Origin of the sequence: Variovorax paradoxus (assembly GCF_009755665.1) — a bacterium.
Taxonomy (GTDB): Bacteria; Pseudomonadota; Gammaproteobacteria; order Burkholderiales; family Burkholderiaceae_C; genus Variovorax; species Variovorax paradoxus_G.
In genome coordinates, this window is sequence record NZ_CP046622.1 from 5,115,752 (window position 1) to 5,127,495 (window position 11,744).

General features: G+C 67.8%; 12 protein-coding genes. 7 read left to right on the forward strand and 5 right to left on the reverse strand.

The genetic code is table 11. The annotated features are described in order from the left end of the window. The first annotated feature begins 11 nt into the window (after positions 1-11). From GOQ09_RS23815 to GOQ09_RS23825, 3 genes are all read left to right on the forward strand, one after another. The gene (locus tag GOQ09_RS23815) at positions 12-3,176 is read left to right on the forward strand and encodes an efflux RND transporter permease subunit (protein ID WP_157616162.1); all 3,165 of its coding nucleotides are present in this window, start codon (positions 12-14) and stop codon (positions 3,174-3,176) included. Further along, positions 3,169-4,593, forward strand: a complete 1,425-nt coding sequence (locus tag GOQ09_RS23820) for an efflux transporter outer membrane subunit (protein WP_157616163.1) — start codon at positions 3,169-3,171, stop codon at positions 4,591-4,593. Before GOQ09_RS23815 ends, GOQ09_RS23820 begins: the two co-directional genes overlap by 8 nt. A 114-nt stretch (positions 4,594-4,707) precedes the next feature. Beyond that, complete coding sequence (locus tag GOQ09_RS23825; RefSeq protein ID WP_157616164.1) at positions 4,708-5,319, forward strand: c-type cytochrome; 612 nt, start codon at positions 4,708-4,710, stop codon at positions 5,317-5,319. An 80-nt stretch (positions 5,320-5,399) separates the two neighbouring features. Here the strand turns inward: GOQ09_RS23825 and GOQ09_RS23830 are convergent, their stop codons facing one another. Genes GOQ09_RS23830 through GOQ09_RS23845 form a run of 4 tightly spaced genes read right to left on the reverse strand, consistent with a single transcriptional unit; the run spans position 5,400 to position 8,300 of the window. Then, positions 5,400-5,948, reverse strand: coding sequence for a DUF2946 family protein (locus GOQ09_RS23830; RefSeq protein WP_157616165.1), 549 nt, complete (start codon positions 5,946-5,948; stop codon positions 5,400-5,402). 35 nt (positions 5,949-5,983) lie between these two features. Then, positions 5,984-6,976: a YheT family hydrolase gene (locus GOQ09_RS23835; RefSeq protein ID WP_157616166.1), complete on the reverse strand. Its 993-nt coding sequence runs from the start codon at positions 6,974-6,976 to the stop codon at positions 5,984-5,986. 36 nt (positions 6,977-7,012) lie between these two features. Next, positions 7,013-7,465, reverse strand: coding sequence for a YybH family protein (locus GOQ09_RS23840; protein WP_157616167.1), 453 nt, complete (start codon positions 7,463-7,465; stop codon positions 7,013-7,015). Positions 7,466-7,511: 46 nt separating this feature from the next. Then, positions 7,512-8,300: a hypothetical protein gene (locus GOQ09_RS23845; RefSeq protein ID WP_157616168.1), complete on the reverse strand. Its 789-nt coding sequence runs from the start codon at positions 8,298-8,300 to the stop codon at positions 7,512-7,514. Between the two features lie 46 nt (positions 8,301-8,346). Here GOQ09_RS23845 and GOQ09_RS23850 point away from each other — a divergent pair, with 46 nt between their 5' ends. Genes GOQ09_RS23850 through GOQ09_RS23860 form a run of 3 tightly spaced genes read left to right on the forward strand, consistent with a single transcriptional unit; the run spans position 8,347 to position 10,409 of the window. Then, positions 8,347-8,946 carry a LemA family protein gene (locus tag GOQ09_RS23850; RefSeq protein ID WP_431769289.1) on the forward strand — a complete coding sequence of 200 codons (600 nt, stop codon included), beginning with the start codon at positions 8,347-8,349 and terminating at the stop codon, positions 8,944-8,946. Positions 8,947-8,958: 12 nt separating this feature from the next. Continuing rightward, on the forward strand, positions 8,959-9,888 hold the full coding sequence (locus GOQ09_RS23855) for a TPM domain-containing protein (RefSeq protein ID WP_157616169.1): 930 nt from the start codon (positions 8,959-8,961) through the stop codon (positions 9,886-9,888). A gap of 2 nt (positions 9,889-9,890) precedes the next feature. Then, positions 9,891-10,409: a TPM domain-containing protein gene (locus GOQ09_RS23860; protein WP_157616170.1), complete on the forward strand. Its 519-nt coding sequence runs from the start codon at positions 9,891-9,893 to the stop codon at positions 10,407-10,409. 121 nt (positions 10,410-10,530) lie between these two features. Here GOQ09_RS23860 and pdeM read toward each other — a convergent pair whose 3' ends face one another. After that, a complete protein-coding gene (gene pdeM, locus GOQ09_RS23865) occupies positions 10,531-11,214 on the reverse strand; it encodes a ligase-associated DNA damage response endonuclease PdeM (protein ID WP_157616171.1) in 684 nt (227 codons plus the stop codon). 80 nt (positions 11,215-11,294) lie between these two features. On the opposite strand from pdeM, the gene trxC reads away from it, so the two are divergent. After that, the gene (trxC, locus tag GOQ09_RS23870) at positions 11,295-11,744 is read left to right on the forward strand and encodes a thioredoxin TrxC (protein ID WP_157616172.1); all 450 of its coding nucleotides are present in this window, start codon (positions 11,295-11,297) and stop codon (positions 11,742-11,744) included.

Genomic DNA, 11,744 nt, shown 5'->3' on the forward strand with positions numbered 1-11,744 from the left:
AGCGCGCCCGCATGGCCAAATTCTTTATTGACCGCCCGATCTTCGCCTGGGTGATCGCCCTGTTCGTCCTGGTGATGGGCGGCGTGGCAATTACCCAGCTGCCGATCTCGCAATACCCGCCGGTGGCACCGCCGGCCATCGTGATCAATGTGGCGTACCCCGGCGCCTCGGCGCAGACGCTCGAGGACAGCGTGCTGTCCGTGATCGAACGCGAAATGAACGGCTCGCCGGGCCTGATCTACATGGAATCGGTGGCCCAGGCGGACGGCACCGGCACCATCACCATCAGCTTCGAGGCGGGCACCAACCCCGACCTTGCGCAGGTGGACGTGCAAAACCGGCTTTCGCGGGCAACCCCGCGCCTGCCGGCGGCGGTAACTCAGCAGGGTGTGCGCGTGGACAAGTCGCGCAACAACTTCCTGATGTTCGTGATGCTGTCTTCGGACAACCCGCAGTTCGACCCGGTGGCGCTTGGCGACTATGCCGCGCGCAACGTGGTGCCTGAGCTGCAGCGCGTTGTCGGCGTGGGCCAGGCCCAGCTGTTCGGCTCCGAAAACGCAATGCGCATCTGGATCGACCCGGCCAAGCTGCAGGGCTTCAACCTGTCGGCGACCGACGTCAACAACGCGATTCGCGCACAAAACGCGCAGGTGTCTTCGGGCACGCTGGGCGACCTGCCGAACATTCCGGGCCAGGCCATTGCGGCCACGGTGGTGGTCAACGGCCAGTTGGCCAACGTCGACCAGTTCAAGAAAATCGTGTTGCGCGCCAACCCCGACGGCTCCACCGTGCGGTTGCAGGACGTGGCACGGGTCGAACTCGGCGGCCAGTCTTATGCCACCTCGGCGCGCCTGAACGGCGTGCCGGCGGTGGGTGTGGGCGTGCAGCCCACGCCCAATGGCAACGCGCTGCAGTCGGCCAAGGCCATCCGCGCCAAGATGGCGGAGCTCCAGCGCTTCTTTCCGCCAGGCGTGAAGTGGGACATTCCGTACGACAGCTCGCGCTTCGTGCAGATCTCCATCACCGAAGTGGTGAAGACGCTGCTCGAAGCCATTGCGCTGGTGTTCGTGGTGATGTTCCTGTTCTTGCAGAACTGGCGCTACACGATCATTCCGACCATCGTGGTGCCAATTGCGCTCTTGGGCACGTTCGCCTCGCTGCTTGCGCTGGGCTTCTCTATCAACGTGCTGACCATGTTCGGCATGGTGCTGGTGATCGGTATCGTGGTGGACGACGCCATTGTGGTGGTCGAAAACGTCGAGCGCATCATGAGCGAAGAGGGGCTGTCGCCGCTCGAAGCCACGCGCAAGGCCATGCGGCAGATCTCGGGCGCCATCATCGGCGTGACCGTGGTGCTGATCTCGGTGTTTGTGCCGCTCGCATTCTTTGCGGGTTCCACGGGCAACATCTACCGCCAGTTCTCGGCGGTGATGGTGACGTCGATCGCCTTCTCGGCCTTCATGGCGCTGTCGCTCACGCCGGCGCTGTGCGCCACGCTGCTGAAGCCGGTCGAAGCCGGCCACCACCATGAAAAGAGCGGCTTCTTCGGCTGGTTCAACCGGGGCTTCTCGCGCACGGCCAAGGGCTACGAAGGCATCGTCGCGCGCATTCTGCGGCGCGCCGCGCGCTACCTGATCATCTACCTGGTGATCATCGGCGCGGTGGTGTTTACCTACATGCGGCTGCCAAGCTCGTTTCTGCCGGCAGAAGACCAGGGCAACATCATCGTGAACGTGCAGCTGCCGCCAGGCGCCACGCAAGAGCGTGCGCTGTCGGTCATGCAGCAGGTCGAAGGCTTCATCCTGAAGCAGCCCGAAGTGCAGAGCATGGTGGGCGTGATGGGCTTCAGCTTCTCGGGCCAAGGCCAGAACGCCGGCCTTGCCTTCGTCACGCTGAAAGATTGGGACGAACGCAAAGACCCGGCCCACTCGGCCAGCGCCCTTGCGGGCCGCGCCTTCGGTGCGCTCTCTGGCATTCGCGATGCGTTCATCTACCCGCTGAGCCCGCCGCCCATTCCTGAACTGGGCAACGCGAGCGGCTTCAGCTTCCGGCTGCAAGACCGTTCGGGCGCGGGCCACGACGCGCTCATCAATGCGCGCAACCAGCTGCTGGGCATGGCCAGCCAGAGCAAGGTCTTGGCGCAGGTTCGCCCCGACGGCCTGGAAGACGCGCCGCAGCTGCAGATCGACATCGACCGCGACAAGGCGAGCGCGCTGGGCGTGACCTTCGATGCGATCAACGCCACGCTGTCGACCGGGCTGGGTTCGAGCTACATCAACGACTTTCCGAACCGCGGCCGCCTGCAGCGCGTGGTGGTGCAGGCCGATGCGCCGGCGCGCATGCAGCCGGACGACCTGCTGAAGCTGAACGCCAGCAACACGCAGGGGCAGCCGGTGCCGCTGTCGGCCTTTGCCACCACCAAGTGGGTCACGGGCGCCACGCAAACGGTGCGCTACAACGGCTACCCCGCCATCCGCATCAGCGGCGACGCGGCTCCGGGCTTCAGCACGGGCGCCGCAATGGCCGAGATGGAAAAGCTCGCAAGCCAACTGCCGCAAGGCTTCGGCTTCGAGTGGACGGGCCAGTCGCGCGAAGAAAAGCTCGCCGGTTCGCAGGCCATCATCCTGTACGGCTTCGCCATTCTTGCGGTGTTCCTGTGCCTGGCGGCGCTGTACGAGAGCTGGTCGATTCCGCTGGCGGTGATTCTGGTGGTGCCGCTGGGCGTGCTGGGCGTGCTGCTGGCGACCATGCTGCGCGCCTATTCAAACGACGTGTACTTCCAGGTGGGCCTGATCACCATCATCGGCCTCTCGGCGAAGAACGCGATTCTGATCATCGAGTTTGCAAAAGACCTGCAGGCGCAGGGCAAGGGCATCATCGAATCGGCCCTGGCCGCGGCGCACTTGCGGTTCCGCCCGATCATCATGACCTCGCTGGCTTTCGGCCTGGGCGTGGTGCCGCTGGCCATTGCCTCCGGCGCCGGTTCGGCCAGCCAGCGCGCCATTGGCACCGGCGTGCTCGGCGGCATGGTCACGGGCACGGTGCTGGCCGTGATCTTCGTGCCGGTGTTCTTCGTGGTGGTGCGCGGCCTGTTCAAGGGCAGCGCGCGCCAGCATGAAGCCGACAAGCGGCATGCAGAGGCCGCCGGCATCACGGAGGAAAAGACACATGACTAAGAAATTCATTCCTACCGCCCTGGCCGCAGCCATGCTGCTGGCCGGCTGCTCGCTCATTCCGACCTACGAGCGGCCCGCCGCGCCGGTGCCCACCACGTTTCCGGGCGACCCGGCGCAGCCGGCGGGCCAGGCCGCGGCCGCCCTGCCCTGGCAGGACTTCTTCACCGATCCGCGCCTGACCGGGCTCATTCAGACCGCGCTGGCCAACAACCGCGACCTGCGCGTGTCGGTGCTCAACATCGAGCAGGCGCGCGCGCAATTCCGGATCGAGCGCTCGGCGCTCTTTCCGACGCTGGGCCTCACGGGCAGCGGCTCGCGTTCAAGCCCCAACCAGCTGCAGGCTTTCGACAGCAGCGCGGGCAGCGTGTCGTCGCAATACAGCGTGAACCTGGGCATTACCGCCTGGGAGATCGACTTCTTCGGCCGCATCCGCAGCCTGAAGGACCAGGCGCTGGCGCAATACCTCGCTACCGAAGAATCGCGCAAAGCCGCGCAAATCAGCCTGATCGCGGCCGTGGCCACGGGCTGGCTCACGCTGATTGCCGACGACGAACTGCTCGAGCTCACGCGCCAGACGATGGTCACGCGCGAAGAATCGGTGCGCCTGACCAAGCTGCGCTTCGACAACGGCGTGTCGTCGGAGCTCGACTTCCAGGCCGCGAACTCGCTGGCCGAAACCGCGCGTGCTTCTTACGCGCAGCAGCTGCGCACACGCCAGCAGGACGAGAACGCGCTCGCCCTGCTGCTGGGTGCACCGGTGCCGGCGGAAGCCACGGCCGGCGGCGCCAAGGGCCTGGACGGCATCAAGCCCATGCCCGACGTGCCCGCGGGCCTGCCTTCGGACCTGCTGGCCGAACGGCCGGACATCCGCTCGGCCGAGCAGCAGCTGATTGCGGCCAATGCCAACATCGGCGCGGCGCGCGCGGCGTTCTTTCCGCGGGTGTCGCTCACCTCCTCGATCGGCACTGTCAGCACCGAGTTCTCGGGCCTGTTCGACAGCGGATCAAAGGCCTGGGCCTTTGCGCCGCAGGTCACGCTGCCCATCTTCGACGCCGGGCGCAACATTGCGGGGCTCGACTCGGCCAAGGCCGGGCGCGAGATTGCCGTGGCGCAGTACGAAAAGTCGATCCAGACCGCCTTCCGCGAAGTGGCGGACGCCCTGGCCGGCCGCGCCACCCTGGGCGAGCAGGTACGGGCGCAACGCGCGCAGGCCGACGCCGAAGCGGTGCGCTTCAAACTCTCGGACATGCGCTACCGCAACGGCATTGCCAGCGCGCTCGACCTGCTGGACGCACAGCGCTCGCTGTACACGGCGCAGCAATCGGCGGTGACCACGCGGCTCTTGCAGCTGCAGAACCAGGTCAACCTGTACAAGACGCTGGGCGGCGGCTGGGCGGGCCGCGAAAACAAAGGCTGAGGCTTTCGCGCGACGGCTCCGGACCGGCCTTCCGTCCTTTGGGCGGAGGGCCTCTCTATAATCGCCGGTTGATTCGAAAAAGCCCCCCGACGAGCCCCCGTTATTGAGGACGCCATGAGCGCAGACCCGCATTACCAGGCCACAGAAGACGCCCACACCGGCCCGATCAAAAACCCGAAGCAACTGCTGCTGGCGGTATTTTTCTCTTTTCTTGCTCCCATCCTGATCATCGTGGGCCTTGTGGCCTACGTGGTTTCGGGCAACAAGCCCGCGGGCACGGCAGAGGGCGACAACATGGCGCTCTACGGCGTGTCGCAAGACGCGCGCAACCGCGAAGTGGCCGAGCGCCTCAAGAAGGTCGGCGCCATTGAAATCCGCGACGCGAACCGCCCGCTCGCCACAGGCGAAACGGTCTTCAAGACGCAGTGCATTGCCTGCCACGGCTCGCCCGGCATTCCCGGTGCGCCCCACCTGAGCGACGCCGCAGCCTGGGGCCCGCGCATCGGCCAGGGCTACGCAACGCTGCTCGACCATGCACTGCATGGCAAGGGAGCCATGCCTCCGCAGGGCGGCGGCGACTTCGAAGACCTCGAAATCGGCCGTGCCGTGGTTTACCTGGCCAACGCAGGCGGCGCCAAGTTCCCGGTGCCCGATCGCCCCGCCGCAGGTGCGGCGCCTGCCGAAGGTGCCGCCTCGGCGGCCGCACCGGCCAGCGCGGCCAAGTAAGCAGAACCCTTGGGGCGCAGCGCCCCAAAAAAAGAAAAGCCGGCCTCGCGCCGGCTTTTTTGCGTCTGCAGGGCGGTCAATCAGGGCTTGGTAGCCGGCACCGGCTGGCGCGCCGCCGGACTCAGCACATGGCCAAAGCGCTGCGGCAGGTCGGCGGAGCGCACCGGTTCCGGCGTCCACACGCCCTGCTCGATGGCATTGGCCGCCAGGCCCACGTCCTGCGTATGAACCAGCCCCAGCCCGATGGGGGCGGCCAGGTAGAGACGGCCCTCCTCGTCGAGCAGGCAGCCCGAGACCTCGACCGCCTGCCCAGTGTGGGCGGTGACGGCAAAGCCCGTGTCGTCGGCAATGCGCCAGACAAAAGGCGCCGCCTCCAGTTCGACATAGACGCGCTGGGGTCCGTTCTGGAAGAACCACTGCCCTTCGCCGTCGCGGTCGTAGTTGCGGTGGATGAAGTCGATGAGCTTTTCGTGCCGCAGCATCGAGCCCTTCGCGGCCGGAAACGACCCCTCGGCCTGGGTGCGGTCGTCGCGCATGTACCAGTTGCCGCGCGCGTCCAGGCCCAGCCAGCCGTAGCAGTGCGGCACGTTGGGCCACTTGGCGAGCGCTTGTTTAACGATGTCGTCCATGCGAGCTATTTTGCGCGCCCGCGCGGCAGCCGGGCCTAGGCGAACTGCCCGAGCCAGCTACCGACGCTCTCCGGCATGCCGCGCACATGCCCTGGCGGCGCGCCGAGCGGAAAACCCACATGGCCGCCATGCGCGGGCTGCCACAGCGTGACGTGCCGGCCCACTTCGCCCGGGCCGGGCAGGCTGCTGGCCGGAATGAACGGATCGTTCAGCGCATTCACCACCAGCGTGGGCACGCGAATCGCGCTCAGGTGCGGCTTGGACGAGCCCCGCGCCCAGTAGTCGTCGGTGTTGCGAAAGCCGTGCAGCGGCGCCGTGAACACGTCGTCGAAGGTGTAGAGGTCTCGCGCCGCCAGCAGCCGCTCGCGGTCGAACAGCCCCGGGAACTGGGCCAGCTTGGCCAGCGCCTTGGGCTTCATGGTGGCCAGGAACATGCGCGTATAGACCAGCCGGTTGAAGCCGCGGCCGATGGCCTCGCCGCCGGCCGCCAGATCGAGCGGCGCACACACCGAGGCCACCGCGGCCACCGAGGCGTGGGCCGAGTCGCCGGCCTCGCAAGCCCAGCGCAGCAGCGCATTGCCGCCCAGCGAAACGCCCGCGGCCAGCACCGGGCCGCCGCCGTGGAGCGCCTGCCGGTCGCGCATGCGCCGCAAGATCCAGTCGATCTCTTCGTAGTCGCCCGAGTGGTAGGCGCGGGGGGCCAGGTTGAGCTCGCCGCTGCAGCCCCTGAAATGCGGCACCGCGAAGTCCATGCCCCGCTCGGCCGCAAACACGGCAAAGGCTTCGGCATAGTGGCTGCGGGATGACCCCTCCAGGCCATGGAACAGCACCAGCAGCGGGCGCGGTCCGGGGCTTGTGCCCACCAGGGCGGGGTCGGCGAAATCGACATCGATGAAATCGCCGTCGGGCGCGTTCCACCGCTCGCGGCGGTACACCGGGGCCGTTCCGCCGAAGCGGCGAGCGTACAGCGCCGCCCAGATGGTCTGCAGGTTGCCGCCGGGCAGCCAGCGCGGCGCCGCGTAGCCCATCGATGGATTCTGTGAAGGAACGTCGCCAGGCATCGGTCAGTGCAGGATCTGGGGCGGGTCGTTCGCGTCGACGGGTTCGCGCGCGCTGCCGGGGCTCGCATGGTGCGCCACCATGCGCCAACCTTCGGCGGTCTTGTGATAGACGTTGGTGGCCAGCACGAAGGCGTGCTTCGGGCCTTCGGCGGTGAGCACCTCGATGCGTTCGAGCACGTTGTGCACCGCGCTTGCGAGCGACTCGATCTTGCGCACGCGCGCGGGCATGGCGTGGATGGCGCCGTTGCCGAACATCTGCTCGAAAGCCGCGCGGATTGCCGTGGCACCCACCAGGCGAGGGCCGCCGGGATGCACGCAGAACACCTCGTCCTCGTCGGCCCAGCACGCCATCAGCGCTTCGATGTCGCCGCGCTGCAGCGCTTCATAGAACGCGGCCTCGATGTCGTCTGCAGTACCGCCGACGGCGGCAGCGGCGCGGAGTGGTGTCTTGGGCATGGCGTGATTTTGCCGCGCGATCGATGACGCGGTCGCGGCCGGGGAATCAGAGCCCGGCCACGGCCTCGTTACGCTCCTGCCCCAGCCAGCGCCGCAGCACGGGCTGCATCTCGCCCTGCGCCGCCTCCCACACCAGTTCGGGCGCGGCCACGTGCACGCCGGCGGGTGCAATGCGCAGGGCCATGTCGACCAGCTCGGCCACCTTCGAGGGGCGCACCGGCTGCTCGCTCGTCGGCACCATGAAACGCATGATCGACAGCATCCACGCGGCCAGCCTTTCGGCGGGGTTGGCGAACCTGGCGTTGGGCGGCTTGCGCGCCGAACGCAAGAGGATCACGCGCTCGAAGCCGCTGGCGACCACGGCCTGCTCATCAAGGCTCGCGAGGCCGCGTTTGAGCGCCTCGGGCAGGCGGCCCTGGTCGTGCGGCTGCACGATGGCGAGCGTCTGCACGCCGCAGGCGCGCAGCCAGCGCGAGAGCTCGGGCAGGTCGGAAGGCTGCGGCACCCACAGGGCGCGCTCGCGGCCGTGATAAAGCCGGGGCGGATCGAAAGCAATGACCGCGGTATCCGCGGACGTGAGCCCCCATTGCGCGATCGGCAGGCCGGGGCAGAGGCAGGTCTCGACGCCGCGCATGCCGTCGCGCATGGGTTCGCGCGACAGCACCCGCACGTGGGCAAAGCGGTGGCCGCCCGCGAGCCGGCGCAGCAGCTCCTGGCCCAGGGCGCCGGTGGCGCCGGCAATCAGCAGCGTTCCGGCCGTTGTGGTGGCAACGGCGGTTGCGGGCGGCACCGCCCGGTTGGCGGCCTGAAGGGCTTGGAGGGGGTCGAGGGCCATGGAGACATCTATGCTAACTTCCGGCTCTTCTGCGGAGGTAATGCAAATGATGATGAAACGCTGGCTCTTGATTCTTGCTGCGGTCCTGTCCCTGAGCGGATGCGGCTACAACCAGTTCCAGTCGCTCGACGAGACAAGCAAATCGGCCTGGAGCGAGGTGCTCAACCAGTACCAGCGGCGTGCCGACCTCGTGCCGAACATCGTGGCCACCGTGAAGGGTGAGGCCAGCTTCGAGCAGGACACGCTCACCAAGGTGATCGAGGCGCGCGCCAAGGCCACGTCGATCCAGGTGACGCCCGAGACGCTGAACAACCCCGAGGCATTCAACAAGTTCCAGCAGGCGCAGGGCGAGCTTTCGTCGGCGCTGTCGAGGCTGATGGTGGTGTCCGAGCGCTACCCGGAGCTGAAGGCCAACCAGGCGTTCCGCGACCTGCGCGTGACGCTGGAAGGCACCGAGAACCGCATCACCGTGGCGCGCAACCGCTACATCCAGACGGTGCAGGAGTACAACGTGCTGGCCCGCAGCTTCCCGACGAACATCACGGCCAAGATCTTCAGCTACGAGCCGAAGCCGAACTTCTCGGTGCAGAACGAAGCGCAGATTTCCACACCGCCCACCGTCGACTTCAGCACCCCCAAGAAGTAAGACGCTCGATCGATGGCCGTTGCCCTGATTCGCCGCGTGCTGGCCGCCGTTCTGCTGGCGGCCACGGCGTGGGCCGGTCTTGCGGCCGGCGCATGGGCGCAAGACCTGCTGCCGGTGCCCACGCTCACGGCGCGGGTGATCGACCAGACGCAGACGCTGACCGAACCGGAGCGCGCCGATCTCGAGGCCAAGCTGGCCGCGTTCGAGCAGCGCAAGGGCTCGCAGATGGTGGTGCTGATGGTGCCCACCACGCAGCCTGAAGACATTGCGAGCTATGCCAACCGCGTGGGCAACGCCTGGAAGATCGGGCGCAAGGACGTGGGCGACGGCATCCTGGTGATCGTGGCCAAGAACGACCGCAAGATGCGCATCGAAGTGGCCAAGACGCTCGAAGGCGCGGTGCCAGACCTGGCGGCCATCCGCATCATCGACGAGGAGATGAAGCCGCGCTTTCGCAACAACGACTTTGCGGGCGGGCTGAACGCGGCGGTGGCCCGGCTCATCGGGCTGGTCGACGGCGAGGCGCTGCCCGCGCCTTCCAGCGGCAGCGACGAGAGCTCCGGCGACGGCATCGACTGGGAGAACCTTGCGATCTTCCTGTTCGTCGGCGTCTTCGTTGCGGCGCCCATCGTGCGTTCCGTCGTCGGCAAGAAGCTCGGCTCGGTGGTCATGGGCGGCGGCATCGGCGTGATCGCGTTCTTCATCACGACCAGCATCGTCATCGCGGTGCTCGCGGGCTTCGTGGCGCTGATGGTGTCGCTGTTCTCAGCGGTGGCGGCAACTGCGCCGGGGCGCCGCGGCGGCGGTGGTGGCGGCGGCTTTGGCGGCTGGACCGGCGGCGGTGGAGGTGGCGGCTGGAGCAGTGGCGGCGGCGGAGGCGGCGGTTTCAGCTCCGGCGGCGGTGGTGATTTCGGGGGCGGCGGCGCCTCGGGGGATTGGTAGGCATGGCAACGCTTTTCTCCAGGCTCGGCCGCATCTGGCGCCACCAATGGATGGACGAGGCCGACGTGCGCCGCGTGCTGCCCGATGCCGCCATGGAACGCCTTGCCGCGCGCGTGGCTGCAAGCGAGCGGCGCCACAGCGGCGAGATCCGCATCTGCGTCGAGGCGGGCCTGCCGTGGTCTTACCTGCGGCGGGATGCCTCGGCGCGCGAGCGTGCCGTCACCATGTTCGGCAAGCTGCGCGTGTGGGACACCGAGCACAACAATGGCGTGCTCATCTACCTTTTGCTGGCCGAGCATGCGATAGAGATCGTGGCCGACCGCGGCATCAACGCGCGGGTCAGTGCCGCCGAATGGGCCGCGATGACGCAGCGCATGGGCGCGGCATTCCGCGAAGGGCGTTTCGAAGACGGGCTCACGCAGGCGCTGGAAGAAATGTCGGCCTTGCTGGTCGAGCACTTTCCGCTGGGGGACGACCAGCCCGACACCAACGAGCTGCCCGACGCGCCCGTCGTGCTTTGACTTTGTTTTACTCCCTCCCCTTCCGGGGGAGGGTTGGGGTGGGGGCAAGCGGCGTTGGCGATGGGTACGCTCTGCCTGCCCCCATCCCAGCCTTCCCCCGGAGGGGGAAGGAGCCGAACCATCAATCCGGGGCGGGCAGCACCCACACGGCTTCACCGCCCACCGCGTAGAAGCGCCGCCCGGGCGCGCGCTCCACCAGCCACCCCCCAGTGAACTCGCCGAAGGCCGGCAGCACGGCTTGCCCTGCATCGCTCATGAAACACGGCAGCCGCACGCTGTCGCGCCCCGGGCCATAAAGCCTGCACACCGGATGCAGGTGCCCGGCGAGCACAAAGTGCGTCGCATGCAGTTGCGGGTGGTGGCAGCAGGCGAAGGGGCCGAGCAGACAGGGCTCGTCGACCACCTCGATGTCCAGGGCCGCAGGCGGGTCGCCCGCGCGGCTGTCGTGGTTGCCCCGCACCAGCGTCATGCGGACGGCCCCGTGCGTGGCGCGCCAGTCGGCGAGCGCGGCCAGCACCTGCGGCGTGCGAGCCTGGGCCGCATGCAGGAAGTCACCGAGAAACACGATGCGTTGCGGCGCATGGGCCGCAATCAGCACATCGAGCCGCGCCAGGTTCTGCTGCGTGGTGCCGCCCGGCACCGGCTGCCCCAACGCGCGGTAGGTCGCAGCCTTGCCGATATGCAGGTCGGCGATGAACAGCACACGGCCTTCGGGCCACCAGATGGCGCGTTCGGGCAGCAGATGAACCCACTCGCCGGCCCATCGGACCGGCAGGGCCGATGCGGAAAGTTGCGGGGAAGTCACTGGCACCAAGTGTCGCAAAAGACGGTCGGCACTGGCGTTCCTCACTTGCAATTCACCCCCACGGACCCCAGTTCTCCGCTATGACCGAAACGCCATCGCTGCACATCGTCTGTCCGCACTGCCACACGACCAACCGCGTGCGCGCGGCACAGCTGGGCAGCGCGCCCGATTGCGGCAGTTGCCACCGCCCGCTGTTCGCCGGCCATTCGACTGCGCTGCCGGACGAAAAGACCTTCGACCGCCACATTGCACGCAATGAAATTCCGGTGCTGGTGGACTTCTGGGCGCCGTGGTGCGGCCCGTGCCGCCAGATGGCCCCGGCCTACGAACAGGCCGCGGCCCAGTTGGAACCGCGGGTGCGGCTGGCCAAGGTCGATACGGAGGCCGTGCCCACGCTGGGCGCGCGCTTCAACATCCGCAGCATTCCGACGCTGGCGCTGTTTCGCGGCGGCCGCGAGGTGGCGCGGCAGGCCGGTGCCATGGGCGCAGCGGACATCGTGCGCTGGGTCAAGGCGAACGGCGCCGGCTGA

Coding starts and splice junctions, on each gene's coding strand:
- GOQ09_RS23815 (WP_157616162.1), top strand. CDS start 12: ATGGCCAAATTCTTTATTGACCGCCCGATCTTCGCCTGGGTGATCGCC.
- GOQ09_RS23820 (WP_157616163.1), top strand. CDS start 3,169: ATGACTAAGAAATTCATTCCTACCGCCCTGGCCGCAGCCATGCTGCTG.
- GOQ09_RS23825 (WP_157616164.1), top strand. CDS start 4,708: ATGAGCGCAGACCCGCATTACCAGGCCACAGAAGACGCCCACACCGGC.
- GOQ09_RS23830 (WP_157616165.1), bottom strand. CDS start 5,948: ATGGACGACATCGTTAAACAAGCGCTCGCCAAGTGGCCCAACGTGCCG.
- GOQ09_RS23835 (WP_157616166.1), bottom strand. CDS start 6,976: ATGGGCTACGCGGCGCCGCGCTGGCTGCCCGGCGGCAACCTGCAGACC.
- GOQ09_RS23840 (WP_157616167.1), bottom strand. CDS start 7,465: ATGCCCAAGACACCACTCCGCGCCGCTGCCGCCGTCGGCGGTACTGCA.
- GOQ09_RS23845 (WP_157616168.1), bottom strand. CDS start 8,300: ATGGCCCTCGACCCCCTCCAAGCCCTTCAGGCCGCCAACCGGGCGGTG.
- GOQ09_RS23850 (WP_431769289.1), top strand. CDS start 8,347: ATGATGATGAAACGCTGGCTCTTGATTCTTGCTGCGGTCCTGTCCCTG.
- GOQ09_RS23855 (WP_157616169.1), top strand. CDS start 8,959: ATGGCCGTTGCCCTGATTCGCCGCGTGCTGGCCGCCGTTCTGCTGGCG.
- GOQ09_RS23860 (WP_157616170.1), top strand. CDS start 9,891: ATGGCAACGCTTTTCTCCAGGCTCGGCCGCATCTGGCGCCACCAATGG.
- trxC (WP_157616172.1), top strand. CDS start 11,295: ATGACCGAAACGCCATCGCTGCACATCGTCTGTCCGCACTGCCACACG.